At 70.7% G+C, this 25,668-nt stretch carries 22 protein-coding genes; 11 read left to right on the plus strand and 11 right to left on the minus strand.

Going from position 1 to position 25,668, the window contains the following annotated elements; translation table 11 throughout:
• Positions 1-28: 28 nt before the first annotated feature.
• The 3 genes from LWJ43_RS12235 (at position 29) to LWJ43_RS12245 (ending at position 6,005) form a co-directional block, all read left to right on the plus strand.
• On the plus strand, positions 29-1,990 hold the full coding sequence (locus tag LWJ43_RS12235) for a tachylectin-related carbohydrate-binding protein (RefSeq protein WP_277332312.1): 1,962 nt from the start codon (positions 29-31) through the stop codon (positions 1,988-1,990).
• 91 nt (positions 1,991-2,081) lie between these two features.
• Entirely contained in the window at positions 2,082-5,450 is a 3,369-nt protein-coding gene (locus LWJ43_RS12240; RefSeq protein ID WP_277332313.1) for a LamG-like jellyroll fold domain-containing protein, read from the plus strand.
• Positions 5,451-5,546: 96 nt separating this feature from the next.
• Entirely contained in the window at positions 5,547-6,005 is a 459-nt protein-coding gene (locus LWJ43_RS12245; RefSeq protein ID WP_277332314.1) for a MarR family winged helix-turn-helix transcriptional regulator, read from the plus strand.
• A 24-nt stretch (positions 6,006-6,029) separates the two neighbouring features.
• Here the strand turns inward: LWJ43_RS12245 and leuE are convergent, their stop codons facing one another.
• The 7 genes from leuE to LWJ43_RS12280 form a co-directional block, all read right to left on the minus strand.
• A complete protein-coding gene (gene leuE, locus LWJ43_RS12250; protein ID WP_277332315.1) occupies positions 6,030-6,689 on the minus strand; it encodes a leucine efflux protein LeuE in 660 nt (219 codons plus the stop codon).
• Between the two features lie 163 nt (positions 6,690-6,852).
• Complete coding sequence (locus LWJ43_RS12255; protein WP_277332316.1) at positions 6,853-8,433, minus strand: acyl-CoA mutase large subunit family protein; 1,581 nt, start codon at positions 8,431-8,433, stop codon at positions 6,853-6,855.
• A gap of 521 nt (positions 8,434-8,954) precedes the next feature.
• Complete coding sequence (locus LWJ43_RS12260) at positions 8,955-10,010, minus strand: hypothetical protein (protein WP_277332317.1); 1,056 nt, start codon at positions 10,008-10,010, stop codon at positions 8,955-8,957.
• Positions 10,010-10,693, minus strand: a complete 684-nt coding sequence (locus tag LWJ43_RS12265; protein WP_277332318.1) for an RNA polymerase sigma factor — start codon at positions 10,691-10,693, stop codon at positions 10,010-10,012. The genes LWJ43_RS12260 and LWJ43_RS12265 overlap by 1 nt, the downstream gene beginning before the upstream one ends.
• A 267-nt stretch (positions 10,694-10,960) precedes the next feature.
• A complete protein-coding gene (locus tag LWJ43_RS12270) occupies positions 10,961-11,530 on the minus strand; it encodes a hypothetical protein (RefSeq protein WP_277332319.1) in 570 nt (189 codons plus the stop codon).
• A gap of 117 nt (positions 11,531-11,647) precedes the next feature.
• A complete protein-coding gene (locus LWJ43_RS12275) occupies positions 11,648-12,154 on the minus strand; it encodes a hypothetical protein (protein WP_277332320.1) in 507 nt (168 codons plus the stop codon).
• Between the two features lie 167 nt (positions 12,155-12,321).
• Positions 12,322-13,902 carry a beta-N-acetylhexosaminidase gene (locus tag LWJ43_RS12280; protein WP_277332321.1) on the minus strand — a complete coding sequence of 527 codons (1,581 nt, stop codon included), beginning with the start codon at positions 13,900-13,902 and terminating at the stop codon, positions 12,322-12,324.
• 398 nt (positions 13,903-14,300) lie between these two features.
• Here LWJ43_RS12280 and LWJ43_RS12285 point away from each other — a divergent pair, with 398 nt between their 5' ends.
• The 7 genes from LWJ43_RS12285 to LWJ43_RS12315 all read left to right on the plus strand — a co-directional run bounded on the left by LWJ43_RS12285 (position 14,301) and on the right by LWJ43_RS12315 (position 20,060).
• The gene (locus tag LWJ43_RS12285) at positions 14,301-14,831 is read left to right on the plus strand and encodes a 2-oxo-4-hydroxy-4-carboxy-5-ureidoimidazoline decarboxylase (protein ID WP_462100946.1); all 531 of its coding nucleotides are present in this window, start codon (positions 14,301-14,303) and stop codon (positions 14,829-14,831) included.
• A gap of 166 nt (positions 14,832-14,997) precedes the next feature.
• The gene (sdhC, locus tag LWJ43_RS12290; protein WP_104788456.1) at positions 14,998-15,378 is read left to right on the plus strand and encodes a succinate dehydrogenase, cytochrome b556 subunit; all 381 of its coding nucleotides are present in this window, start codon (positions 14,998-15,000) and stop codon (positions 15,376-15,378) included.
• A 5-nt stretch (positions 15,379-15,383) separates the two neighbouring features.
• On the plus strand, positions 15,384-15,869 hold the full coding sequence (locus LWJ43_RS12295; RefSeq protein WP_277332323.1) for a succinate dehydrogenase hydrophobic membrane anchor subunit: 486 nt from the start codon (positions 15,384-15,386) through the stop codon (positions 15,867-15,869).
• Positions 15,870-15,899: 30 nt separating this feature from the next.
• A complete protein-coding gene (sdhA, locus tag LWJ43_RS12300) occupies positions 15,900-17,654 on the plus strand; it encodes a succinate dehydrogenase flavoprotein subunit (RefSeq protein WP_277332324.1) in 1,755 nt (584 codons plus the stop codon).
• Positions 17,654-18,430: a succinate dehydrogenase iron-sulfur subunit gene (locus tag LWJ43_RS12305; RefSeq protein ID WP_205018454.1), complete on the plus strand. Its 777-nt coding sequence runs from the start codon at positions 17,654-17,656 to the stop codon at positions 18,428-18,430. Before sdhA ends, LWJ43_RS12305 begins: the two co-directional genes overlap by 1 nt.
• 173 nt (positions 18,431-18,603) lie before the next feature.
• The gene (locus LWJ43_RS12310) at positions 18,604-19,191 is read left to right on the plus strand and encodes a hypothetical protein (RefSeq protein WP_277332325.1); all 588 of its coding nucleotides are present in this window, start codon (positions 18,604-18,606) and stop codon (positions 19,189-19,191) included.
• Between the two features lie 113 nt (positions 19,192-19,304).
• The gene (locus LWJ43_RS12315; RefSeq protein ID WP_277332326.1) at positions 19,305-20,060 is read left to right on the plus strand and encodes a TetR/AcrR family transcriptional regulator; all 756 of its coding nucleotides are present in this window, start codon (positions 19,305-19,307) and stop codon (positions 20,058-20,060) included.
• Here LWJ43_RS12315 and LWJ43_RS12320 read toward each other — a convergent pair.
• The 3 genes from LWJ43_RS12320 to LWJ43_RS12330 all read right to left on the minus strand — a co-directional run bounded on the left by LWJ43_RS12320 (position 20,047) and on the right by LWJ43_RS12330 (position 23,386).
• Positions 20,047-21,600 carry an ABC transporter substrate-binding protein gene (locus LWJ43_RS12320; protein ID WP_277332327.1) on the minus strand — a complete coding sequence of 518 codons (1,554 nt, stop codon included), beginning with the start codon at positions 21,598-21,600 and terminating at the stop codon, positions 20,047-20,049. The genes LWJ43_RS12315 and LWJ43_RS12320 overlap by 14 nt on opposite strands.
• Before the next feature lie 133 nt (positions 21,601-21,733).
• Entirely contained in the window at positions 21,734-23,080 is a 1,347-nt protein-coding gene (locus tag LWJ43_RS12325; protein WP_462100947.1) for a metallophosphoesterase, read from the minus strand.
• Positions 23,081-23,140: 60 nt separating this feature from the next.
• Positions 23,141-23,386, minus strand: a complete 246-nt coding sequence (locus tag LWJ43_RS12330; protein WP_031096590.1) for an SCO4848 family membrane protein — start codon at positions 23,384-23,386, stop codon at positions 23,141-23,143.
• Positions 23,387-23,507: 121 nt separating this feature from the next.
• On the opposite strand from LWJ43_RS12330, the gene LWJ43_RS12335 reads away from it, so the two are divergent.
• Positions 23,508-24,770, plus strand: a complete 1,263-nt coding sequence (locus tag LWJ43_RS12335; RefSeq protein WP_346771983.1) for a D-alanyl-D-alanine carboxypeptidase family protein — start codon at positions 23,508-23,510, stop codon at positions 24,768-24,770.
• Here the strand turns inward: LWJ43_RS12335 and LWJ43_RS12340 are convergent.
• On the minus strand, positions 24,718-25,638 hold the full coding sequence (locus LWJ43_RS12340) for a YihY/virulence factor BrkB family protein (protein ID WP_277332330.1): 921 nt from the start codon (positions 25,636-25,638) through the stop codon (positions 24,718-24,720). The genes LWJ43_RS12335 and LWJ43_RS12340 overlap by 53 nt on opposite strands.
• Positions 25,639-25,668 lie beyond the last annotated feature (30 nt).

Here is a 25,668-nt window from a genome sequence, read left to right on the forward strand (position 1 = left end):
CACCCGCGTCCGCCTAGCGTCCAGCAGCATGACCTCAGACATGTCCCGTACCGCTCCACGGTGGATCGCGGCGGCCACCGCCGTGGCCGCCTCGTTCCCCCTGCTCGTCGCCCTCCCCGGCACGGCGCACGCTGCCGAGGCCGCCGCCTGCACCACGACAGGCCCCACCTACGCGGTCGACTCGGCGGGCAAACTGCTGCGCGCCGACATGCCCACCCCGCTCACCGGCGGGACCCTCCCGACCGCCGGAAGCATCGACACGGGCTGGAACGTCTACGGCAGGATGCTGGCCGGGCAGTCGGCACGCTTCTACGGGATCAAGTCCGACGGCCTCTACCTGAGCCACCGGTCCTCGGGCACCTGGGACATCCACCACAAGAAGATCAGCGACAACTTCGGCTGGCTGGCCAAGGCGGAGGACCGCAACCAGGTCACCATCGACCGGGACGACCGGATCTGGGTGCTGGACAACGAGGGTGTGCTGCGGACCTTCTCGTACGACTCGGAGGGCGAGGCCTGGTCCGCGGACAGCGGCAAGATCCTCGACCAGGGCTGGGAGCGGTACAACCTGATCGTGGCGGCCGACAAGGGTGTGGTGTACGGGCGTTCGGCGACGGACGGCCGTCTGTACCGCTCCCGCTACGACTTCGCGAGCCAGCGCTGGCTCGAGCGCCACGTCGTCGAGAGCCTGGCCGACTGGAACGTGTACACCAAGGGGATCACCTCGGTCGGCGGCGACACGCTCATGGGCATCACCGCGGCCGGAGCCGCGCACTACTACCGCTTCGACGAGAACATCCGGGACTTCCCCGTCTACAAGAAGACGGTCGGCGCCTCGGGCTGGGCCGCCTACACGAGCGTCGCCGGTGCGCCCGACGCGTGCCGGATCGTCAACACCCACACCCCGGCACCGGTGCCTGCCGGGTTGGAGGAGTACAGCCCGGCCGCCATCATGCAGTCCTCCTCCGGCTCCCTCGAGATCGCCTACTCGGACAACATCGGTCACCTCGTGCACGGCAGGATCGCCGACCCCTCGGACATCAACTCGGCAAAGTGGGCGACGGTCTCGGGGAACGAGGCCTTCTCGGGACGTCCGACTCTCGCGGAGCACGAGGACGGCCGGGTCGTCGTCACGGGACACAACCTCTCGGGTGACATCTGGCAGCTCAACCAGAAGGCGAAGACCTCCGCCGACTGGGAGCCCTGGCTCTCCCTGGGCGGCGCCATGGCCCAGCACCCCGTGACCACGAAGACGGCCACCGGCAGGCTGGTGCAGTTCACCACCGACACGGACGGACGGCCCTGGTACCGGATCCAGCAGCGCCCCAACGTCTCGTTCATGGCCTGGATGCCGCTGAACGGCCTCGGCCTCTCCGGTCCGCTGACCGCCGTCCCGGCCCGTGACGGTATCCAGCTGTTCGGCAGGAACGCGGCCGGATCGATGGTCACCGCCCGGTTCGACGAGGCCGGCACCCTCACGTCCTGGACCGGACTCGGCGACCGGACCGTCACCGGCACTCCGGCCGTCGTCGTCTATCCGGGGTACCGCTACCGCGTGTTCGCCAACGACGGCCAGGGCAACGTCGTCACCACCACCCAGGACGCCGAGGGCGGTGCCTACAGCGCGTGGAGCACCATCGCGGGTGTGGTGGCCGAAGGGTCGCCGACCGCCGTGGTCTCCCCGGCGTCGGGCCTGACCGAGATCATGGTGCGCGACGCCACGGGCGGCGTCCACAACACGGGCGAGACCACGCAGGGGAGCGGAGTCTGGCGCACCTGGGACCGGGTGGCCGACGGCGCGGCCGCCGAGCCCACCACGTTCACCTACACCAACGCCAACGGTCCGCGCTGGGGCTTCACCTTCCGCTCCGCCTCCAACGCCACCTGGATCTACGAGCTCAACGCCAACTTCAGCGCTTTCGCCGCCCGCTCCACCGGCCCGTCGGCCCGGTTCACGGGCACCGAGCTGAACGCCCCGCCGGCCGGCTGACCCCGTGCCGGCACGACACCCCGCACCCCCACCCACCGCAGTCGTCCCCTTCCGGGACGGCTGCGGTGCCGCCGAGAGAGGCAGCCTTCCCTTGCCCGTTGTCAGCACCAGGACGAGAGCGGTACTGGCGGGCCTGGGCCTGCTCCTCTCGTGCCTCGCCGTGCCCACGGTCGCCGCGCCGGCAGCCCGGGCCTCCGGCAGCGCACCGTCCGCCGACGCCCTGACCGGAACCGAGCAGATCCTCTTCCGGTCGGGGACCGGCGGTTACGGCTGCTTCCGCATCCCCGCCCTGGTCCGCACCAGGACGAACGCGCTGCTCGCCTTCGCCGAGGCCCGCCGCTCGCCCTCCTGCGCCGACCGCGGTCCCATCGACCTCGTGGTCCGGCGCTCCACCAACGACGGCCGCACCTGGAGCCCGGTCCGGGTGGTGACGACCGGAAGCCCCGACGATCCGCACACACCCTGGACCCGGAGCAATCCCGCGCCCGTCGCCGACCTCGTCACGGGTGACGTCCTGCTGCTCTCGACCTCCGAGCCGGTACAGCCCGGCGGCAGGCGGACACCGCACGTCCAGCGCTCCACCGACGACGGGCTGACCTTCGGCGCGGCCCGTCCGCTGCCGCGGTTCGCCGGCACCGACAAGGGCTGGTACGGCACCGGCCCCGGTCACGGCATCCAGCTCACCGAGGGCGCGCACCGGGGCCGGCTGGTCGTGGGGGCGTACGAGGAACCCGATTCCTCGACCGCGTACATCGGTGTGCTGTACAGCGACGACGGCGGCGAGACCTGGCAGGCGTCCACCACCCCCAACTCCCATGTGAAGGACACCGTCAAGCCGGGTGAGCCCGCCGTCGCCGAGCTCGACGACGGAAGCGTGTACGTCAACGCACGGAACAACACGGACCCCGTCCACCGCACCCGCGCCGTGAGCACGGACGGGGGGACCACCGTGCCGGCCCAGCGGCCGGCGACCGGCCTGACGACACCTCAGGTGCAGGGTTCGGTGCTCGCTCTGCGACAGACGTACCGCAGCACTCCGGGTGACACGCTCGTGTTCGCGGCCCCCACCCACCCCACCGACCGCCAGGAGATGGGGTTGCGATGGTCGACCGACCGGGGGGTGACCTGGCAGCAGTCCTCCCGGAGCGCGATCAGTGACGACCGGGCGGGGTACTCCGACCTCGCCGAGCTCGTGGACGGCCAGATCGGGCTCCTGTACGAGGGCGGTGCGGACTTCTCCGCCGCGCACCTCTACTTCAACCGGTTCACGCCCTCCTCCGTGGGAGTGCCCGGCACGACCACCGGCCCGGCCCATCCGCAGCCCACACCCGCGGCCGGCCGGACCACCCCGGACACCGGGCCGGACGCCAACGACGCCTATCTGGCGGGGGACGCCGCACTGGGCCCGGGCCGCTCCCAGCAGGCCCTCGTCCTGGACGGAGCGGGCGACCACGCCGAACTGCCGTACGCTCCGTCCCTGGATCCTGGCGCCGGTGACGTCACCTACTCGTTCTTCTTCCGCCACTCCGCGTCCGCCACGAGCCCCCAGCAGGCCCTGATGTGGGCGTACGGCACGGGCTCGGCCGAGCCGCAGGTGTGGATCAGGGCGCAGCCCTCGCAGGACCGGCTCTACGTCTGGGCCCAGACCGCCTCGGGGACCACCGGGCTGGCGCTGCCGGACACAACGGCGTCCACCGCGTTCGGGGACGGGGCGTGGCACCATCTGGCGCTGGTGCGCACAGCGGGCCAACTCGCGCTGTCGGTGGACGGCGGGCCGCCCGCGGTGGCGACCGGCGTCACCGGATCCCTGACGAACACCCTCGACCGGGGCGTCGACGGAATCCGGCTCGGCGCCAAGGCCGACGCGACGGCCAGCGACTCCTACGCGGGCGCGCTCGACGAGTTCCGGGTCCACCGGGCCGCGCTCACCTCCGCCCAGCTGACGGCACTGCGCACCGCGGGCGGTGCTCCCGGCGCCGAGGACACGCTGTCGGTGCGTCTCCCGTTCCAGGTGATCGACCGCGCCGACGCCCCGGCCATGGTCTCCGTCGGCATCCAGGACGACGTCTCCGGCCACTGCGCCGACGGCACCCTGCTCGACGGACTGCCCGCAGAGACGACGGGACGCGTGGGCAGGGGTGCGATCGGCGTGTCGGCGACCCGGCCCGGTGTCGAGACCCCGTACCTGCCCGCCCTGGACGTCGGTTCCTCGGACTTCACGTACACCCTGTGGTTCGCCCACTCGGCCACGGCCTCGACTCCCAACGCGGCTCTGCTGTGGGCCTACGGCTCGACATCCGGCAAGCCCTCCCTGTGGGTACGCACCCAGCCGGCCCAGGACCGCTTGCTGGCCTGGGCCCAGACACCCGAGGGACACGTCCAGGTCGCCCTGCCGGACACCGGCGCGTCCACTGCCTACGGGGACGGGGACTGGCACCTGCTGGCCCTGAGACGCGCCGACGGCATCCTGCGGCTGAGTGTCGACGGCGCGCCGGCCGTGGAGGCCTCCGGCCTCACCGGTTCCCTGACCGGGGCGGCGGCCGAAGGACTGCGGGTCGGCTCCAAGCCGGACCGTTCCGACGTGCTGACTGGCAGGCTGGACGACGTCCGTCTGTTCGACCGGGCACTGACGCGGACCGAGCTGACCACCGCCACGGCCTCGACGGTCGGCGGCAGCGGCGGCTACCCGTCGGACCTGCCCCGGGTCTGGTGGTCGATGGAGCCGGGCAACACCGAGGTCCACCAGATCCAGCGTTCCGCGGCCGGCCCGGCGACACCGGACTCCTCCGCCCACTGCAACCACGCCTACGTGCGGGGCTCCGCGGCCACGGGTGACGGCAGATTCGGCTCCGCCCTGACGCTCGACGGCACGGACGACGGCGTCGAGCTCCCCTACGGTGCCGACGAGGCACTGGGAGCGGACGACTTCACCGTCGCCCTGTGGTGGAAGTACTCGGCCACCGCGGTCACCGGCGATCAGGTGCTGCTCTGGGCGTACGGCACCGGAGGTGCGGAACGTCAGCTGTGGCTGCGCGCCAAACCCTCGCAGGACCGGCTGACCGCCCACCTCCAGACGGACAGCGCCACCACGGAGTTGCACGCGGTCGACACGAGCGCGGGCACGGCCTTCGGGAACGCGGCGTGGCACCACGTCGTACTCCAGAGGTCCGGCGACCGGCTGACGCTGTCGGTGGACGGTTCGGTCCTCGACGAGGCGGAAAGCCTCTCCGGCGCGGTGACCTGTGGTGACGCGTTCGAGGTGTCCGGCATCCACCTGGGGACCCGGCCGAACGGCGCCGAGTACCTGAAGGGATCTCTGGACGAGTTCGTGCTGGTGCGCCGGGCACTGACGGCCCAGGAGCTGACGTCACTGCGCACGCTCGGCACCGACCCGGGCCCGGCGACGGTGGCGCGGCTCCCCTTCGAGACGGTGACGGCGACGGGCTACGCCCGCATGTGATGCCGGCGCGGGGTGCCGGGATCCACGGAGCCCGGCACCTCCGCCACCCACGCGGGCCTTGACCTCAACTTTGATTGAGGTCCTACGGTCCGGGACATGGACTACTCACATGACGACGCAGGACTCGCACGGCAGCCCATCGGCTACTGGAGCTGGGCCGCCCACGAAGCGACCGTGACCCACATCCGGGCCGCACTGGCCGAACACGGTCTGACCCAGCCTCCCTGGTGGGTCCTCAACCAGCTCACCGAGGCGGACGAACTCGGCCGCCCGCGCGCGGAGGTGGTCGCGATGCTCCGCGGCTACCTGAATGTCGGCGACTCGCTGGAGCCCGAGATCGACGCCCTCGTCGCCAAGGGTCTGGTCACGGAGGACCCCACCACCCGCCTCCGGCTGACCGCCGAAGGGCACGCGCTGCGTGCCGAGGCGTTCGAACGGGTCAGCGGGGCGAGCGCGGAGATCCACGCCGGGATTCCCGACGAGGAGTTCGTGGCCGCACTGAAGGTGCTCCAGCGGATGATCCACAACGTGGGCGGCAAGGCCTGGCACCACTGAGCACCGCCGCCGGGTCCGGCTTGGTCAGACCCCGCTGAACGACAGCTTCGCCGCGAACCCGAGGAACAGCACGCCCGCCGCCGACGTGGCCCCCGCCGACAGCCGCTTGCGGCGGCGGAACGCGGTGGCCAGGCGGGTGCCGCCGAATATGAGCACCGAGAGGTAGAGGAAGCTGCCGATCTGGAGCAGCGTGCCAAGCAGCAGGAAGGAGAGCGCCGGATAGGCGTAACCGGGATCGACGAACTGCACGAAGAAGGAGATCAGGAACAGGATCGCCTTCGGGTTGAACAGGCTGACCACGAGCGCCCGGCGGTAGGGGTGTTCCACACCCGCCGCCGGTGCGGCACTCTCCTCCTTCAGCTCCGCGGCCCGCTGGTGCCTTTCACGCCACATCGACACGGCGGTCCGCATCATCCCGATCGCCAGCCAGGTCAGATACCCCGCGCCCGCGTACTTGACCACGGCGAACAGCAGTGGCGTCGTCTGCAGCAGGGAGGCGGCGCCCAGTGCGGACAGCGTCATCAGGACCGTGTCCCCGGTCCACACGCCGGCGGCGGCCACATAGCCGGTGCGCACGCCGCGCCTGGCGGCGACGGAGAGCACGTACAGCGAATTCGGACCGGGCAGCAGAATGATCAGCACCAGGCCGGCGAGATAGGTCGGAAGATCGGTGACACCCAGCATGAACGGAGTGTCGCACGCGGATACGACACTCCGTCCAGCGGTCCGGAATGCGGAGGATCAGTCCTCGTCGCCGCCCGGCAACCGGTCCACGGCCAAGGCCGATCGGCGGCAGGTCTCCCCCTCCCCGGGAAGCGGGAGAACCCTTTCCGGATGAACCGGCGCCTCAGAACGCGTCCGTCGGCACGTACGCGCCCCAGACCTCCCGCAGCGCGTTGCAGACCTCGCCGACGGTGGCCCGCGCCCTGAGCGCGTCCTTCATCGGGTACAGCACGTTGTCCGTTCCCACGGCCGCCTTCCTGAGTTCCGCCAGCGCCGAATCCACCGCCCCCTGGTCACGTTCGGCCCGGAGCTTCGCCAGGCGGGCCGCCTGCTGCGCCTCGATCGCCGGGTCGACGCGGAGGGGCTCGTACGGTTCCTCCTCGTCGAGGCGGAAGCGGTTGACGCCGACGACGACACGCTCGCCGCTGTCCGTCTCCTGGGCGACGCGGTAGGCGCTGCGCTCGATCTCGCTCTTCTGGAAGCCCCGTTCGATCGCGCTGACCGCGCCCCCCATGTCCTCGACCTTGCGCATCAGGTCCAGAGCGGCCGCCTCGACGTCGTCGGTCATCCTCTCGACGACGTACGAACCCGCGAAGGGGTCCACCGTCGCCGTCACGTCCGTCTCGTACGCCAGGACCTGCTGGGTACGCAGCGCGAGGCGGGCCGACTTGTCCGTCGGCAGGGCGATGGCCTCGTCGAAGGAGTTGGTGTGCAGCGACTGCGTGCCGCCCAGGACGGCTCCCAGGCCCTGTACGGCGACCCGCACGAGGTTGACCTCGGGCTGCTGCGCGGTGAGCTGGACGCCCGCCGTCTGGGTGTGGAAGCGGAGCATCAGGGACTTGGGGTTCCTCGCACCGAACTCATCCTTCATCACCTTCGCCCAGATCCGGCGCGCGGCACGGAACTTGGCGACCTCCTCGAGGATCGTCGTACGGGCGACGAAGAAGAAGGAGAGCCGGGGCGCGAAGTCGTCGACGTCCATCCCCGCCGCCACGGCGGTCCGGACGTACTCGATGCCGTCCGCGAGAGTGAAGGCGATCTCCTGCGCGGGAGAGGCACCCGCCTCGGCCATGTGGTAGCCGGAGATCGAGATCGTGTGCCACTTCGGGATCTCGGCCTTGCAGTACTTGAAGATGTCGGCGATCAGCCTGAGCGAGGGCTTCGGCGGGAAGATGTACGTGCCCCGGGCGATGTACTCCTTGAGCACGTCGTTCTGGATCGTGCCCGTCAGTTTCTCCGCCGGCACGCCCTGCTCCTCCGCGACCAGTTGGTAGAGCAGGAGGAGGAGCGCGGCGGGGGCGTTGATGGTCATCGACGTGGAGACCTCGCCCAGGGGGATCCCGCCGAAGAGGACGCGCATGTCGTCGACCGAGTCGATCGCCACGCCGACCTTGCCGACCTCGCCGGAGGCGATGGCCGCGTCCGAGTCGTGCCCCATCTGCGTGGGGAGGTCGAACGCCACGGAGAGGCCCGCCGTGCCGTTGGCGATCAGCTGCTTGTAGCGGGCGTTGGACTCGGTGGCGGTACCGAAGCCCGCGTACTGCCGCATCGTCCACGGCCGGCCCGTGTACATCGTGGGGTAGACACCACGCGTGTAGGGGAAGGCACCCGGGTCGCCCAGCTTCTCCTCGGCCCGCCAGCCGTCGAGTGCCTCCGGCCCGTACACCGGCTCGATGGGCAGTCCCGACTCGGACTCACGCGTCATCTGCTGTGCCTCCCACTCAAAGCTACTTTTCGGTAACAAGGCTCGCGACGGACTCTAGCGGCGGCGCGGGGCCCTGCGGGTTCCCTCTGCTGGGACCTTGCTCACAGCCCGTGCCCGGGAGCCCTGCCGCTCGCTCCCATCATGCGCAGTATTCGGCGGCCGGGCAGGACGGGGGAGGCCGCTCCGAGAGGGCCCGTGACACCGCGACGGCTCACGCGGGGCCGGACGGCGAGGAGCGGCCCGGGGGACGGGAGGGCGCGGCTGCGGGAACGGGAGGAGAGGGGGGAGGCGCGTGGCTCTTCGGCCGGGTGCGGAGCGGCGACGAGGCCGGCGCCCACCGGTGGAGCGTCCGGTCCGGTGAGGGGCGCGGGCGGGACCGGGGGAACGTGTCCCGCCCGCGCCGGATGCGCTGAGCCGAAGGTACGGGGGGAACCCCGGCTCGTCGCGCGGCCGATGACCAGTCGGCACTCACTACTGCGCCGTACCGCCGAAGAACGTTACAGCCGCAGCGTTCGCGCAGGTCAGCGCGTCAGGGACGACAGAGTGGACGCGGGGCTCGCCGTGGATCCGGGCTTCGGCCCGGGGGTCTCGCCGCCCTGCGGCGCGTCGTCCTGCGTGCCCTCCGCGGACGGCGTACGGAAGGTGATCGAGGGCAGAGCCCCCTCGCCGTCCTCGCCCTTGCCACCGCCTGCGCCCTTGTCGTCGCCCTGCCCGTCGTCGTCACGGCCGTCCGCCCCCAGGAGGCGGTCGCAGAAGCGGTCGAGGTTGGTCTCTCCGTCGGCCAGTTCGAGGAGCCGGGACTCCTCCTCACGGCTCAACGTGTCCTCGCGGTGGGCACGGCAGGCCTTGAGCGACTTCTTGTACACCTCGGCCGGGGAGCGCTCGGGCGTCCGGCTCGGGTCCGCCCCGTCCTGACCGTCACCGGTACCGCCGTCCTGGCCGGCGCCATCGGCACGGTCCGTCGCGCCGCCGCCGTCCGGCCCGGTCCGCCCGTCGCTCTCGCGCGCCCCCGGGCCCGGCACGTCGGAGGGCGCGGGAGACCCGGACGGACGGGGCTGGACGGAGGGCAGGAGCGAGGGTTCACCGGCGTCGGGCGCCTCGGCGCCCAGCTCGTCGGGAGACTCGGCCGCCGAGACGGACGCGGCCGGGACCGGTGAGCCGTGGCCGATGAACGGTACGGCGAGCATGCCCGCGCTCCCGGCGACCGCCACCCCGCCGAGCGCGCACCCGGCGAGCGAGACGGCGAGGCCGTAGCGCACGGGGCGGGTCCAGCGCGGACGCCGCCGGACCGGGGACGCGGGTACGGCCCCGATGCGTACGGGGCTCAGACCGTCCTGCTGTCCTGCGGGCGCGCCGGCCCGCTTCCCGTTCCGGGACGCCTCACGGAAGGCCGCCAACGCGGCTGCCTCGCCGGGCAGTTCGGCACCGGAGGCGGCGGGGGCCCGCAGCGCCAGCAGCGCGGCCTCCAACATCCGGGCCTCCGCTCCGGCGTGATCGTCGACGGGCTCGACGGACTCGCCGCGGAGCAACAGCTCCGCCGCGTCCGCGTCAAGCCACTCGTGCTGCTCGTCGGCCATCACATGTCCTTCTGCGTCCACGGACGCGAATGCGTCACACCGGCGGGCGTCACCGCGCCCTGGCGGCCGGGGCGCTGCGGGGGTACCGCGTCGAGCTCCGCCCCTGCCGCCGGAAGGCCGTCCTCCGGCCCCGGGTCGGCGCCCAGCAGTTCCGCCAGCCTCTTCAGTCCTCGGTGGGCGGCGGTGCGCACGGCGCCGGGGCGCTTGCCCAGGGTCCGCGCGGCGCTCTTCGCGTCGAGACCGATCACCACGCGGAGGACGACCGCCTCGGCCTGGTCCTGCGGCAGCTGCGCGATCAGGGACATGGCGCGTCCGGTCGCCAGTGACTCCAGGGCCTCCCCCGCCGTGTCGGACTCGGCCGCCTCGCCCTCCAGTTCGCTCTCGTCACCGCCGATCGCCGGGCGCCTGCCCCGCATCCGTATGTGATCGAGCGAGCGGTTGCGCGCGATCCGGGCCGCCCAGCCGCGGAACCGGTCCGCGTCGCCGCTGAACCGGTCGATGTCACGCGCTATCTGCAGCCAGGACTCCGACGCCACGTCCTCGGCGTCCGGTTCACCGACCAGCGTCCGTATGTAGCCCAGCAGCCGTGGGTGCACAGCGCGGTACACAGTACGGAAGGCGTCCTCGTCCCCGTCCTGCGCCGCGAGCACCGCGGCAGTCAACTCCGCGTCGTCCCCCAGCACTCCCTCAACCCGCCCTGCTGATCCGAATCGTAGCTGGTCACCGCTACTGCGCCACCCTGCGCGACTCAGCACGCTACGTGGTCGGACGGCACCCCGTCCATGACTTGTACAACCTGCAACTGTCTCCTGACCCAGTGCGGTGTGACAGAAAACGCACCCGTGGCGCTGAGATGAGTACGGGGCCGCTCGGCGGCCCTGTGGAAGACGACCGGGGCCTCTCCTGTGGGGGGTGGCGGCCCCGGTCGTCGTCCCCTCCCCCTCATGACGTCATCCCAGGGGTACTCCAGCGGCCCGGCCACCGCCCCGCGCGCGGCGGGACACCACCGCACGCAGCACCCGCCGCCCCTCGGTCGACAGGTCCAGGACCCGGCGCAGGCCCGTTCCCGCGGTCTCGGCGAGGCTCTCCAGGATCTCGCCCTGGCGGCGGAGTTCCCCCGTGACGAGCGGTCCGGCGCCCGCGGATCCGCCGGCCCGGGGGTCCTCGGCGCCGTCACCGGCCGGGAAGTCGTACACACGGTGGACGTCCAGCGCGAGCAGCGAGCAGGCGTCCGCCCACGCGCGCAGCGGCTCCGCCGTGAAGTCGCGGGGCGCGGTGCCCAGCAGCGCGCGGACGCGGGCCACGACGAGGTCGCCCCCGGCGGGCCCCTCCAGCGCCGTGTGCACGGCGTCGAGCCGGGCGGCCCATTGCGCACCGTTCTCGCAGCCCGCCCAGAGCGGGCGCAGCGGCTCCGGATCCTGCCCGTCCTCCGGCGCCGGAAGGCAGCGGTCCAGACAGGCGGTCCCGCTCGCGGCCAGACCTCGCTCATCGGCACGAGCGATCAGCTCCAGCAGGCTCATCGACGCCTCCCCCATCGGTTCCGTCGGTCCCCGGGAGCACACCGCTTCCCGTTACCGCGTACTGCGCCAGATGGCTGAAAAGCGTCACTCTTCCGACACCGGAGACCACAGCGGGACTCAGTCGGACAGGCTCTCGATGCCCAGACGGTCCAAGAAAGCGAAGAAAAGTTCCTCTCCGGACGACTCGGGCCGCTCGATCCGAAGCAGTTCGAGGAGCGGTCCCTCGAGAACGCCGCGGCCGGTTTCGGCCGCCCACCGGACAGCGCGGGCGGCCGCGTCCTCCGGTGACAGGAAGAGGTCCTCCGGCGTCAGCCCCTCCGGGCCGAGGTGTCCGGCCATCGCGGCCCGGCCGAGGCAGGCGTACCAGGACCCGCTGTGCGGCGCCGCCGCCTCGACGGCCACGCAGACCCCGTCCATGACGAAGCCGAGGAGGACCGGCGCCCGCGCGGCACCGGCGAGTGCGGTCATGCTGCCCGGCGACGGCTCCGTGGGGTGGGACCAGACCTGCCATCCGTCCGCGCGGTACTCCCGCAGCGTCAGCCGCTCGCGTACGCCGCGCAGCGCGGGGTGGCCGATGAGCGGCTCACCGCTGCGGCCCACCAGATAGCAGCCCCAGAAACCCACGTCGCGCTCCCCCCGCGGTCCGGGCTGTCATTCTTCCCGCCCGGCACCGCGGGGAAGCGCGAAAACGGGTCAACCCGCCCGCGGGCCGGCGGGGCGGGTGCGCGGCGCGTACCGCGCCCCTCCCGGGCGGCGCGGTACGCGCGGTGCGACGAGTGCGGCGGATCCGCTCAGCGGGTCTCGTCGGCCAGCTGCTCGAACTGCGCCCAGGTCAGCTTCGGCTCACGCGGGTCCCACAGTTTCTGGGAGACCGCGTTGAGCGGCATCCGGATCCCTGCCGCCACCTGCGCCTGTGTCTGCGCGTTCGGGAAGTCGCCCCAGACCGCGAACCGGCCGCCCAGGATCTGCTTCGAGTAGCGCTCGGACACGGGCTCGGTCCCGCGCAGGACGAACGGGGTCCACTGCTCGTAGATCCGCTTGCCCGTCGGATAGGTGAAGTCGTTGGGCTCGCCGAGCACGTAGTAGAGGTACTCGTCGTTGAGGTTGACCACCTTGCGGCCCTCGGCGAGGTAGTCCTGCGGAGGCCGGGCGCCGATCTCCTTGCCCGTCCAGTACTCGACCTCGATGCCCTTGTCCGCGGTGACCGTCCCGCCGCTGAAGAACCCGTCGTTCCAGGCCTTCGGGATCTTCTCGGCCTTGCGGATGACGGCGGCGCGGTCGTTCAGCCAGCCCTCCGCCAGGTCCTGGACGGTGGCGTCGGTGCCGTACTTCTCGCGCGCGGCCGCGGCGAGCTGCGGGTAGGAGGCCTGCGGGCTGCTGACGGTGAGGGCCTGGTACTCGTCCGCGCCCACGTGGAACCAGTCGCCGGGGAAGAGTTCGGCGTACTCGTTCAGCAGGTCGTCGACGATCTTCGCCGACCCGTCCTTCGAGATGTCGATGGCGCCCTGCCGTGCGACGCCCTGCGTGTTGCGCAGCTGGAGGTCGGGGTGGGCGCGCAGGACGGCACCCAGGTGTCCCGGGGAGTCGATCTCGCCGACGACCGTGATGTGGAGGCTCTGGGCGAGCTTCAGGATGCGGCGGACCTCGGCCTTGGTGAGGTGCTCCTCGGAGACCACCTCGGGGTGCGAGTCGGACTCGATCCGGAAGGCCTGGTCGTCGGAGAAGTGGAGGCCGAGCTGGTTGAGCTTGAGGTCGGCCATCTCGCGCAGCCGGTCCTCGATCCAGTCCGCGGTGTAGTGCTTGCGCGCGATGTCGAGGTTGAGCCCCCGCTGCGGCCTGTCGGGCGTGTCGTCGACGACGCCCTCGGGCACGGTGCCGTCGGTGTTCAGGGACTGCTTGAGGGTGCGGGTCCCGTAGAAGACGCCGGCCTCGCCGGGCCCGCTGATCCTGACCCGGTCACCCTCGGTCTTCAGCGTGTACGACTCGGGGTCCCCCTTGCCGGAGGCCGCGAGGGCCAGCTCGACGTCACCGGACCGGGGGGACTTCTCGCCCCGGTAGCCGATCTTCAGCTCCCCGGCGAGCAGCTTCGCCTCGTCCACGAGCTCGGGGTCGGCCGCGACGACCGCGCTGTCCTTCGACGGCTTCCAGCCGGGACCGCGTGCGGCGGTGTGTTCCCGGACCGCGGGTATGGTCCGCGGCGTCGTGGAGAGCGGGTAGCTCCGGGTGGGTGACGGCGAGGCGGACGTGCCGGCCGAGGCCGAGGCGCCGTTCTGCGGGCCGGAGCCGTCGGGCCAGACGACGACGGTGAGGGTGACGGCGGCTGCCACCGCGACGGCTGCGCCGGCCACCAGGGGTGCGCGTGAGGGCGACATCGGTCAGAAACCTCCGGATCGGGGGAGAAACAGTTCAAAGAAGCTAAGAAAGTCGGGCATTTCCCCCGTTGATTCGTCCATCAAGCGTTCCGAAACTCTCCCGTCCGGGTGAAGTTCTCGCATCATTTGGTTGTGCGCCTCCACGTCTCGCTAGCGTGAAGGGACATACGTACCAGTCCTCACTCCCACCTCGCGCAACCTCGTCGCTCTCCGGCCCCTCTTTTCCAGGGCCACAGATGTCATTCATTCGAGGAGTCCCGCTGTCCAGGTCCAGCGAGCCGCACCCCGACCTGCCGCAGCAGCAGGCCGGCGGCACGGCCGTCCCCGTCCAGTACCGGGGCCCCGCCCCGGCCCTTCGGGAGGCCCGTACGGAGGCCCCCGTTCCGGAACCAGTGTCGGTGAGCACACGCACGAGTGCCCACTCGAGTGGCCTCGCCCGCTTCAACGCCTGGCCCCGGGACCTCGCCGAGGCCTCCCTGCTGGAGTGCTGCGGAAGCCGCCGGTGGGCACTCCGGCTGGCCGCCCACCGGCCCTACCCGGACGTGGAGACGCTGCTCGCCGCCTCCGACGAGGCGGGGTACGACCTCGCGCCCGCCGACATCGCCGAGGCGCTCGCCGCGGAGAGCGCCCCGTGCCTGCACCACGACGCGCCCCGCGCCGCCCATCTGGCCCTGCGCGCCGCGCACGCCGCGTACGAGAGCCGGTTCGGCCACGTCTTCGTGATCTGCCTCGACGGCCTGCGCCCCTCCCAGCACGTCGACCAGGTGCTGGCGGCCATCCGCACCCGGCTGACGCACGAACCGGACGAGGAGCGTTCCCTGACCGCGGAGGAGATGCGGCGACTCGCCCGGGGCCGCATCATCGAGCTGGTGACGGAGGCCGGACGGACGCCCGGCCCGTTCCCCCCGGCGGCATATGGCCCCCGGTAGCCCGTCCGTGCCTGTTTGACTGCCGCTTTGATCACACCAGAGGCCCCGCCGCCATGGAACCGACAAAGCGTCGCTACGATGGCCGGGGCCGGTGGACCGTACCCGGCCGGGTCAGACCGACAGTCAAGCCGGCCGACCCCAATCCCCGCTCCCGGAGGGTTCTTCCGTGCCGGCTGGAACGCTGTACCGCGGCCGGGAAGGCATGTGGTCCTGGGTGGCTCATCGAGTCACCGGTGTCCTCATTTTCTTCTTCCTGTTCGTACACGTCCTTGACACCGCCCTCGTGCGTGTCTCCCCCGAGGCGTACGACGACGTCGTGGCCACCTACAAGACCCCGCTCGTGGCGCTCCTCGAGTACGGCCTGGTGGCCGCGATCCTCTTCCACGCGCTGAACGGTCTCCGCATCGTCGCCGTGGACTTCTGGTCCAAGGGCGCCCGCTATCAGAAGCAGATGCTCTGGACCGTGCTGGGAATCTGGATCGTGCTGATGGTGGGGGCCCTGTACCCCGTCCTCGGTCACGCCGTACGTGAAGTCTTCGGGAGCTGAGGCCGATGTCCACCGAGACACCTACTTCCACTTCCGCGATCGGTGACGTCGAAGGCGTGAGCCTGTACGACGTCGACAACCCGGCCCCGGTCATCGAGCCCCCGCGCAAGCGCACGGGCAGGACCCCCAAGGGTTCGCGCACCAACTTCGAGATGTACGCCTGGCTCTTCATGCGCCTGTCGGGCATCGTGCTGGTCGTCCTCGTCATCGGTCACCTGCTGATCCAGCTGGTGCTCGACGGCGGCGTGTCGAAGATCGGCTTCGCCTTCGTCGCGGGCCGCTGGGCCTCGCCGTTCTGGCAGGTATGGGACCTGGCGATGCTGTGGCTCGCCATGCTCCACGGCGCCAACGGCCTCCGTACGGTCATCAACGACTACGCCGAACGGGACAACACCCGCTTCTGGCTGAAGATGCTCCTGTACACCGCCACGGTGTTCACCGTCCTGCTGGGCACGCTGGTGATCTTCACCTTCGACCCGAACATCCGCTAGGCGCCGGGACAGAGGGACCAGAGGAAAACCATGCAGATCCACAAGTACGACACCGTCATCGTCGGCGCAGGCGGCGCCGGTATGCGCGCGGCCATCGAGTCGACCAAGCGCAGCCGCACCGCCGTGCTCACGAAGCTCTACCCCACCCGCTCCCACACGGGCGCCGCGCAGGGCGGCATGGCCGCCGCGCTGGCCAACGTGGAGGAGGACAACTGGGAGTGGCACACCTTCGACACGATCAAGGGCGGCGACTACCTGGTCGACCAGGACGCCGCCGAGATCCTCGCGAAGGAGGCCATCGACGCCGTCCTCGACCTGGAGAAGATGGGCCTGCCGTTCGGCCGTACGCCCGAGGGCAAGATCGACCAGCGCCGGTTCGGCGGTCACTCCCGCAACCACGGCGAGGCCCCGGTCCGCCGCGCCTGCTACTCGGGCGACCGCACCGGCCACATGATCCTCCAGACGCTGTACCAGAACTGCGTCAAGGAGGGCGTGGAGTTCTTCAACGAGTTCTACGTCCTGGACCAGCTGGTCGTCGAGGAGAACGGCGTCAAGAAGTCCGCCGGCGTCGTCGCCTACGAGCTGGCCACCGGCGAGATCCACGTCTTCCAGGCGAAGTCGGTCATCTACGCCTCGGGCGGCACCGGCAAGTTCTTCAAGGTGACGTCGAACGCGCACACCCTGACCGGTGACGGCCAGGCCGCCTGCTACCGCCGGGGTCTGCCGCTGGAGGACATGGAGTTCTTCCAGTTCCACCCGACGGGCATCTGGCGCATGGGCATCCTGCTGACGGAGGGCGCCCGTGGTGAGGGCGGCATCCTCCGCAACAAGGACGGCGAGCGCTTCATGGAGAAGTACGCGCCGGTCATGAAGGACCTCGCGTCCCGTGACGTCGTGTCCCGCTCCATCTACACGGAGATCCGTGAGGGCCGCGGCTGCGGTCCCGAGGGCGACCACGTCTACCTCGACCTCACGCACCTCCCGCCGGAGCAGCTGGACGCGAAGCTCCCGGACATCACGGAGTTCGCGCGCACGTACCTCGGCATCGAGCCCTACACGGACCCGATCCCGATCCAGCCGACCGCGCACTACGCCATGGGCGGCATCCCGACCAACGTCGAGGGCGAGGTGCTGGCCGACAACACCACCGTCGTCCCGGGCCTGTACGCCGCCGGCGAGGTCGCCTGTGTCTCCGTGCACGGCGCCAACCGTCTGGGCACCAACTCGCTGCTCGACATCAACGTCTTCGGACGCCGCTCGGGTATCGCCGCCGCCGAGTACTCCGCGAAGAACGACTTCGTCGAGCTTCCCGAGAACCCGGCCCAGCTGGTCCAGGACCAGGTCGAGCGGCTGCGTAACTCCACGGGCACCGAGCGGGTCCACGCGCTCCGCACGGAGCTGCAGGAGTGCATGGACGCCAACGTGATGGTGTTCCGCACCGAGCAGACCATCAAGACGGCGGTCGAGAAGATCGCCGAGCTGCGCGCGCGCTACCTCAACGTGTCCATCCAGGACAAGGGCAAGCGGTTCAACACCGACCTGCTGGAGGCCATCGAGCTGGGCAACCTGCTCGACCTGGCCGAGGTCATGGCGACCTCCGCGCTGGCCCGCAAGGAGTCCCGCGGCGGTCACTACCGCGAGGACTACCCGAACCGCGACGACGTCAACTTCATGCGCCACACCATGGCGTACCGCGAGGTCGCGGACGACGGCACCGAGTCGATCCGGCTCGACTACAAGCCGGTCGTCACGACCCGCTACCAGCCGATGGAGCGTAAGTACTGATGGCTACCCCCACCCTGGAGAAGTCGGACAAGGCCCCCGAGCCCGAGGCCGGCTTCGCCGACACCCCGTACATCACGGCCACGTTCCGGATCCGCCGCTTCAACCCCGAGGTCTCCGACGAGGTCGAGTGGCAGGACTTCCAGCTCTCGATCGACCCGAAGGAGCGTGTGCTCGACGCCCTTCACAAGATCAAGTGGGAGCAGGACGGCACGCTGACCTTCCGGCGTTCCTGCGCGCACGGCATCTGCGGCTCCGACGCGATGCGGATCAACGGCAAGAACAGGCTCGCCTGCAAGACGCTGATCAAGGACATCAACCCGGAGAAGCCGATCACGGTCGAGGCCATCAAGGGCCTCACGGTCCTCAAGGACCTCGTGGTCGACATGGACCCGTTCTTCCAGGCCTACCGCGACGTCATGCCGTTCCTCGTCACCAAGGGGAACGAGCCGACGCGTGAGCGCCTGCAGTCCCCCGAGGACCGCGAGCGCTTCGACGACACCACCAAGTGCATCCTGTGCGCCGCGTGCACGTCCTCGTGCCCGGTGTTCTGGAACGACGGCCAGTACTTCGGCCCGGCGGCGATCGTCAACGCGCACCGCTTCATCTTCGACTCGCGTGACGAGGCCGGGGAGCAGCGCCTGGAGATCCTCAACGACCGTGACGGTGTGTGGCGTTGCCGCACGACGTTCAACTGCACGGACGCCTGCCCGCGTGGCATCGAGGTCACCAAGGCGATCCAGGAAGTGAAGCGCGCGCTGATCACCCGTCGCTTCTGACCCACGCGTCGCACCGAGAGGCCCCGTTCCGCGCACGGACAGTGCGGGAAGCGGGGCCTCTTGGTGCATCGGGCGGTCCGGGACGGTACGGTCCTGGGGAGCCGTGACCGGCTCACCTCTCCCGGAGCAGCACAGCGCGGGAGCAGATGGCTTGAAGGAGAACGGGGAACGCTGTGAGCGATCCGAATCCGTACGCGGACGACTCATACAAGTGGGGCCCGCCCCAGCCGCCGGGCAACCCGCCCACGATGCCGGACGGCCAGGGCTACGGCTATCCGGCGCCGGACGCCGCTCCGGCGTACGGCTACCCGCAGCCGCTGCCCGAATCCGCGACTCAGCAGGGCCCCGGGTACGGCTACCCCGGGGGCCAGCCGACGGAGCCCGGCTTCAACCTGCCCGCGCAGCAGGGCGGTGGCGGCGTCCCGATGCTGTCCCTGGGTGACATCACGGTGATGAACGACGGCATCGTGACCCCGTCCGGCACCCTGCCCCTCAAGGGCGCGGTGTGGACGGCGACCGACATGTCGCGCACGGAGGAGAAGATCCCGACCGTGGGCATCGTCCTCGCGATCGTCTTCGCCCTGTTCTGCCTCATCGGTCTGCTGTTCCTCCTCATGAAGGAGAAGCGCACGACGGGCTTCGTGCAGATCACGGTGACCAGCGGTGGCCGGCACCACCAGACGATGATCCCCGCGACGGGCCCCGAGACCTTCCAGTGGGTCATGTCCCAGGTGAACACCGCGCGTTCGATGAGCGCCTGAGCGAAGGCGCCGGCTCCTCCCCGTGCCCACGGCGCTCCGGTCCGCCTCCGGAGCGCTGCGGCGGCCCCGGCGCCCGGGGCGGCCGGACCCGCCGTCCGGTTAGCCTTGGGACCGTGGTGGAGCAAGAGAAGAACGCGGCGGACGCGGACGGCGCGAAGCCGGCCGGGAAGTCCAGGGCGCCGAAGAGCGAGCAGACCCGCACCCTGATCCTGGAGACCGCGCTGCGGCTCTTCGAGGAGCGCGGCTACGACCGGACCACGATGCGGGCCATCGCCCAGGAGGCCGGTGTCTCCGTCGGGAACGCGTATTACTACTTCTCCTCGAAGGAGCACCTGGTCCAGGGCTTCTACGACCGGCTGGCCGCCGAGCACGAGGCGGCGGTACAGCCCGTACTCGCCGGGGACAGGGACCTCACCGTACGCATCCGGGGCGTGCTGCTCTGCTGGCTGGACGTGGCCGGGCAGTACCACCGCTTCGCCACGCAGTTCTTCAAGAACGCGGCGGACCCGGACAGCCCGCTCTCCCCGTTCTCGGAGGATTCCGCCGCGGCACGCGAAGCGGTCATCTCCCTGCACGAACGCTGCCTTTCGGGCTCCTCGGCCAAGGCGGACCCGGAACTGGCGCGGCTGCTGCCGCAGTTGATGTGGCTTATGCAGATGGGCCTGGTGCTGTTCTGGGTCTACGACCGGTCCGAGGGCACGGAACGCAGCCGTCGGCTCGTCGAACGCACCGCGCCGATCGCCGCGCGGGCGATCGCGCTCTCCCGTTTCCGGGTACTGCGACCGCTCGTGCGGCAAATCCACGACGTCCTGGTGGAGTTCATGCCCGGGGCGCCCTCGCGGGGCGCGCGGGACGTCAGATCCAGCTGAGTTCCCACAGCCGCCAGAGCCCGGTGCCGTCGGAGAGGTACTGGGATCCGGACACGGACTGCTTGCTGACGACGTAGTCCTTCTTCTGCCACAGCGGGATCAGCGGGACGTCCTTGCCGACCAGTTCCTGCAGCTCCTTGAAGTCGGCCGAGGTCCGGCCGCGGTCGCTGTACTGCTGCGTGGCGGAGATCAGTGCGTCCATCTTGGTGCTGGTGTAACCGTTGTGGAGGGAGCTGTCGCGGCCGACCAGCGGCTGGCTGAAGGTGTCGGGGTCCGGGAAGTCGGGAAGCCAGCCCAGCGTGTACGCGTCGTACTCGCCGGCCGCGTACCCCTTCTGGAACGCCTGCCACTCCACGGCCTTCTCCGTGACCTCGAACAGCCCGTCCTTCTCCAGCTGGCGGACCAGCTCGGCGGACTCCTCCTTGTTGGCGTCGTCGTCGCGGTGGGCGAAGGTGATGTGCAACGGGAGGGTCACACCCGCCTCCCGCATCAGCTTCCTGGCCCGGTCCGGGTCCGACTGCGGGTAGGAGTCGAAGAAGGGGGTGCTGTGCCCGATGTACCCCTGCGGGATCAGCGAGTAGAGCGGCTCCACGGTGTTCCGGTAGACCCTGGTGACCAGCGGCCCGCGGTCGATGAGCCAGGCGACGGCCTGGCGGACCTTCTTGTCCGCCAGCGGCGATCCCTCACGGACGTTGAAGACGAGGTTGCGGATCTCGGCGCTGTCCGCCTCGGTGACGCGCTGTTCGCCGGCGCCCGGGTCGAGCTCGGCGAGCTTCCCGGCGGGCAGCTGACGGTGCGTGACGTCCACGTCGCCGGCCGTCCAGGCGGCCTGGAGCGCCTCGGAACCCTCGAAGTAGCGGATGTCGACCGCGCCGCCCGTCTTCTTCAGAGCGCCCTTGTACGCCGGGTTGGGCACCAGCTCGGCGAGCACGCCGGGCTCGTACGACTTCAGCGTGTACGGTCCCGATCCGTCGACCTGGTTGTCCGTGCGGAGCCTGTCCTTCGGGTATTCGGCGGGGTCGACGATGGACCCGGCGCCCGTGGCCAGCTTCTGGGGGAACGTCGCGTCCCGGGACGAGAGGTTGAACGTGATCGTGCGGCCCTCGGACACGATGGAGTCGAGGCTGGGGAACAGCACCGACGGGCCGACGTCCGCCTTGATCTTCAGCATCCGGTCGAAGGAGTACTTCACGTCGGCGGCGGTGACCTTGCGGCCGTCGGAGAACGTCAGGTCGTCCCGCAGCCTGCACTGGTACGTCTGGAGCTTCTGGCCGATGAACCCGCAGCTCTCGGCCGCGTCCGGCTCCGGCACGACCGCCCCGGACCTGAACGTCATCAGGGACTGGTAGAGGTTGCTGTAGATCGCCCAGGAGCCCGCGTCGTAGGCGCCGGCGGGGTCGAGCGAGGTGACCTCGTCGGACGTACCGACCGTGATCGGTGCCTGGTCGGCCTCGTCCGAGGGAAGCAGCTGCCAGGCGCCCACGCCCGCGATGACCAATACCGCCAGAATCGCGAGAATCCGTAGACGGATGATCCGCATGTGCCGTGCTCCCTTGCCAACCCGCCCCGGCCCGCGTGCACAGAGAGGCACATCATCACCGCACGTTCACACTCACCCAATCACACGATATTCACATATGGAAGGCCGGTGCCGAGGCTCACAGGTTTCGGGATCAGGCGTGCGGGGAAGCGAGCTCCACCACCGTGATGTCGGAGGGGGCGCCGACACGCACCGGCGGTCCCCAGGCTCCCGCACCACGCGAGACGTACAGCTGGGTGTCGCCGTAGCGTTCGAGCCCGGCGACCGTCGGGTTGGCGAGCCCGGCCAGCAGGTTCCCGGGCCAGAGCTGGCCTCCGTGGGTGTGGCCGGAGAGCTGGAGGCCGACGCCGTACTCCACGGCGTCGTCGATGACGACGGGCTGGTGTGCGAGCAGGACGGACGCGCGGCTGCGGTCGCGGTCGCCGAGTGCGCGGGCGAAGTCGGGCCCCTGGCCCTCACTCTCACCCGCGACGTCGTTGACCCCGGCGAGATCGAAGCCGGCGACCTCGACGCGGGAGTTCTCCAGCGGGTGCAGGCCCAGCTCGCGTACGTGGTCGACCCATTCGGCCGCGCCGGAGAAGTACTCGTGGTTGCCGGTGACGAAGTAGCTGCCGTGGCGGGCCTCCAGGCCGGCGAGCGGCTCGGCCGCGGTACCGAGATCGGCGACGGAGCCGTCGACGAGGTCCCCCACGAGGGCCACCAGGTCGGATCCGGTGGCGTTGATCGTGTCGACGATGCGCCGGGTGTGCGCGCGGCCCAGGATCGGGCCGAGGTGGATGTCGCTGACCACGGCGATACGGAAGCCGTGGGCGGAGCGCGGCAGTCCGGCCAGCGGGACGGTGACCCGTTTCACGCGGGGGCCGCGCAGCACCCCGTAGGCTCCGTTGCCGACCGTTCCCAGGCCGGCGAGGGCGGCCGCTCCGCCGACGGCACGGGCGACGAACAGCCGCCGCGAGGGGTCGGCGACGACGGGGGCCTCGGTGGGCGCGGTGGTGACCGGTGCGGTGGTGGTCTGTGTCGCGGTGGTCTGTGCCGCGGTCGCCTGTGTCGCCGTCGCCTGGTCGGCGCGCGCTTCAGCCGTCGCGGGGGCCTGGTCCGCGGGCGCTTCAGCCGTCGCGGGGGCCTGGCCGACGCGCTCGGGGGCCGATGTCCCGGCCGTCCCGGCCCGGCGGGCGAGTATCCGCCGCAGCAGGGGGCGGACGGCCTCTCCCACCAGCAGAGCCAGTGTCAGGTAGAGCAGGGCGGCCAGCCAGAGGTAGCCCGGCCAGGCCAGCACCTGCTGCAGCCAGAAGGGGAAGCCGGCACGGCTGGAGACGAGGGCCCCGACGGACAGGAGAGGCAGCACGAAGGCCGCGACGGTGCCCACGCGGCGCGCTACGCCGCCCTTCCGCGTCGTGTCACCGATCAGCCGGCGCCACACATACCGGTGCACGCCCGCGAGCAGCGCGAGAACCGCGACCGCCACGAGTACGAAGACCACAACCACGTACGCTCCCCCGCTGAAACGATCCTGTCCGGACGGCGCCCCACGCGCCGCCCGTCATCTGCCTTCGTGACGCAAAGCCCTGACACCACGGAACCCGATGACCCCTACAGCCGTCCCCAGAAGAAACGAGGTGATGGCGAGCAGGAGATGGACCCAGAAGTACGCAGTCGGGTCTCCCGCGTCGTCGAACGCGAGCCCGCTGCCGTCCTTCCAGAGATTTTTGACAAAGGTGACCCAGATGACCCAGCTCCATGCCCCGAAGACGAGCAGGAACCAGGAAACGGGGCGGCTGAGCTTCATGGAATCAGTATCGCCGCCGCGCTCGGGCGGCTTCGCCCGGGGTGGGCTGTCCCAGCGGTATGCCCGGCGGGTCAGGCCATCCGGGTCTCTGCCCCCGGCAACGCCCTGTACGTTTCCGACCGTGCCTGCTCTGAAAAAGACCGTCGTGACGGTCATCTCTGCCGCGTTGCTGTCCCTATGTGTCGTCAGTCCCGCGGGGGCGGCCGACAAGGACAAGACCGACGAAAACCAGCCGAAGCCGACCGGCCCGATGTCGACCGTGGGCGGTTCACGGCTCGGCCAGGTGGGAACCCAGGTCAATCTGGGACCGGGTGCCCCGGTGCTCCCCAAGGACCTCAGCGCGCGGTCGTGGATCGTCGCGGACGCGGAGAGCGGGCAGGTGCTCGCGTCGCACAACGCGCACTGGCGGCTGCCGCCCGCCTCCACCCTGAAGATGCTCTTCGCCGACACGGTCCTGCCCGCGCTGCAGCCGAAGACGCTGACCCATCTGGTGACCGAGGAGGAGCTCTCCGGCGTGGGCGAGGGGAGCAGCCTGGTGGGCGTGAAGGAGGACCACTCGTACACGGTCCACGACCTGTGGCTCGGGGTGTTCCTCCGCTCCGGCAACGACGCGGTGCACGTGCTGTCCGAGATGTACGGCGGCGTGCCCGCGACGGTCGCCGCGATGCAGCGTCACGCCGAGGAGCTCCAGGCCCTCGACACGACGGTCGTCTCACCCGACGGTTACGACGCCCCCCGCCAGGTCTCCAGCGCCTACGACCTGACCCTGTTCGCCCGGAGCGGGATGCAGAAGGCGGACTTCCGCGAGTACGCCGCGACGGCGACGGCCGAGTTCCCCGGTGAGGTGAAGAAGGGCAAGAAGCGGGAGACCTTCGAGATCCAGAACACCAACCGGCTGATCACCGGGGACATCGGGGTGGAGCCGTACAAGGGCATCGCGGGCGTCAAGAACGGTTACACCACCCACGCGGGCAACACCTTCACGGGGATCGCCGAACGCGACGGACGGGTGCTCCTGGTGACGGTCATGAACCCCTCGGCGGAGGAGAGCCACGCCGTCTACAAGGAGGCGGCCGGCCTTCTCGACTGGGGCTTCGCGGCGAGCGGCAAGGTGACCCCCGTCGGTGAGCTGGTGCCGCCGAAGTCCGCCGTGACCTCCAAGGGCTCCGAGCCCGCCACGGGGAAGGGCAAGGAGGGGACGGAGGGCCACGAGGAGGACGGGAAGGCCGCCGCGACGACCCACGCGGCCGCTGCCGGCTCCAGCGGGGTCTGGACCGCGCTGTCCGTCATCGGCGGAGTGCTGGTGGTCCTGGCCGCGGGAGCGTTCCTGGTCAACCGGCGCTGGCCGCTGCCCGACCTGGTGCGCCGCCTTCCCCGTCGCTGACGTCGGCACCCTTCGCGCCCTTGCTCGGCGTCGCCGTCCAGGCGGCGCAGACCAGCAGCAGCTTCGCGCTGAAGTTGATCCACAGCAGGAGCGCGATCGGGACGCCGAAGGCGCCGTACATGCTCTTGGAGGCGACGTCCCTCATGTAGCTGCCGAGCAGCAGCTTGAGCAGCTCGAAGCCGACCGCGCCGACCAGACCGGCCACGATCAGCCGGCGGCGCGGCGGCTCGACCCCGGGCAGCAGGGTCAGCAGGTAGAGCAGGATCAGGAAGTCGGCGAACATCGCCACGAGGACGGCGGCCACCTGGAGCAGCACCCCGCCCACGCCGTTCTCGGGGATACCCAGGCGGTCGACCGTCCAGCCGATGGCCGTGGAGGCGACGGTGGACACGGCGAGGGTCGCCAGCGCCGCGCCGCCGAGGCCGATCAGGAGACCGGCGTCCTTGATCTTGCGGACGACCGGGTTCCCCTCGTCCACGTCGTCCTTCTCCCACACGGCGCGCAGGCAGTCACGCATCGAGCCGATCCACCCGATCCCGGTGAAGAGCAGCAGCGCACCGGCGACGACCCCCACCGTGCCCGCGTGGGCCACCAGGCTGTCGATGCCGAGCTGGTCCGAGATCCCCGGCACCTGGTCGGCGAGCTTGTCCTTGATCTCGTCGAGCTGCTGGGGGGAGAGGAGCGCCGCACCGACCGCGGCACCGACCGCGATCAGCGGGAAGAGCGCCAGGAAGCTGAGGAACGTGATCGCCGCGGCGAGCCTGGCCCAGTGAACCCGTTCCAGCGTCTCGTAGGAACGCCAGGCGTGCGTCTCCATCAGCCGTGCGACGAGCGGCCCGATGACGGGGAGTTCTTTCAGCCAGTCCATGCCCTACGCGTACCCGTCCCCGCGCAGAAA

Source organism: Streptomyces sp. JH34 (genome assembly GCF_029428875.1).
In the GTDB taxonomy this organism is placed as follows: Bacteria; Actinomycetota; Actinomycetes; order Streptomycetales; family Streptomycetaceae; genus Streptomyces.

What these genes read in the sequence shown, in the direction of transcription:
- LWJ43_RS12235 (WP_277332312.1), top strand. Translation starts at nt 29, where the DNA reads ATGACCTCAGACATGTCCCGTACCGCTCCACGGTGGATCGCGGCGGCC.
- LWJ43_RS12245 (WP_277332314.1), top strand. Translation starts at nt 5,547, where the DNA reads ATGGACTACTCACATGACGACGCAGGACTCGCACGGCAGCCCATCGGC.
- leuE (WP_277332315.1), bottom strand. Translation starts at nt 6,689, where the DNA reads ATGCTGGGTGTCACCGATCTTCCGACCTATCTCGCCGGCCTGGTGCTG.
- LWJ43_RS12255 (WP_277332316.1), bottom strand. Translation starts at nt 8,433, where the DNA reads ATGACGCGTGAGTCCGAGTCGGGACTGCCCATCGAGCCGGTGTACGGG.
- LWJ43_RS12260 (WP_277332317.1), bottom strand. Translation starts at nt 10,010, where the DNA reads ATGGCCGACGAGCAGCACGAGTGGCTTGACGCGGACGCGGCGGAGCTG.
- LWJ43_RS12270 (WP_277332319.1), bottom strand. Translation starts at nt 11,530, where the DNA reads ATGAGCCTGCTGGAGCTGATCGCTCGTGCCGATGAGCGAGGTCTGGCC.
- LWJ43_RS12280 (WP_277332321.1), bottom strand. Translation starts at nt 13,902, where the DNA reads ATGTCGCCCTCACGCGCACCCCTGGTGGCCGGCGCAGCCGTCGCGGTG.
- LWJ43_RS12295 (WP_277332323.1), top strand. Translation starts at nt 15,384, where the DNA reads ATGTCCACCGAGACACCTACTTCCACTTCCGCGATCGGTGACGTCGAA.
- sdhA (WP_277332324.1), top strand. Translation starts at nt 15,900, where the DNA reads ATGCAGATCCACAAGTACGACACCGTCATCGTCGGCGCAGGCGGCGCC.
- LWJ43_RS12305 (WP_205018454.1), top strand. Translation starts at nt 17,654, where the DNA reads ATGGCTACCCCCACCCTGGAGAAGTCGGACAAGGCCCCCGAGCCCGAG.
- LWJ43_RS12320 (WP_277332327.1), bottom strand. Translation starts at nt 21,600, where the DNA reads ATGCGGATCATCCGTCTACGGATTCTCGCGATTCTGGCGGTATTGGTC.
- LWJ43_RS12330 (WP_031096590.1), bottom strand. Translation starts at nt 23,386, where the DNA reads ATGAAGCTCAGCCGCCCCGTTTCCTGGTTCCTGCTCGTCTTCGGGGCA.
- LWJ43_RS12340 (WP_277332330.1), bottom strand. Translation starts at nt 25,638, where the DNA reads ATGGACTGGCTGAAAGAACTCCCCGTCATCGGGCCGCTCGTCGCACGG.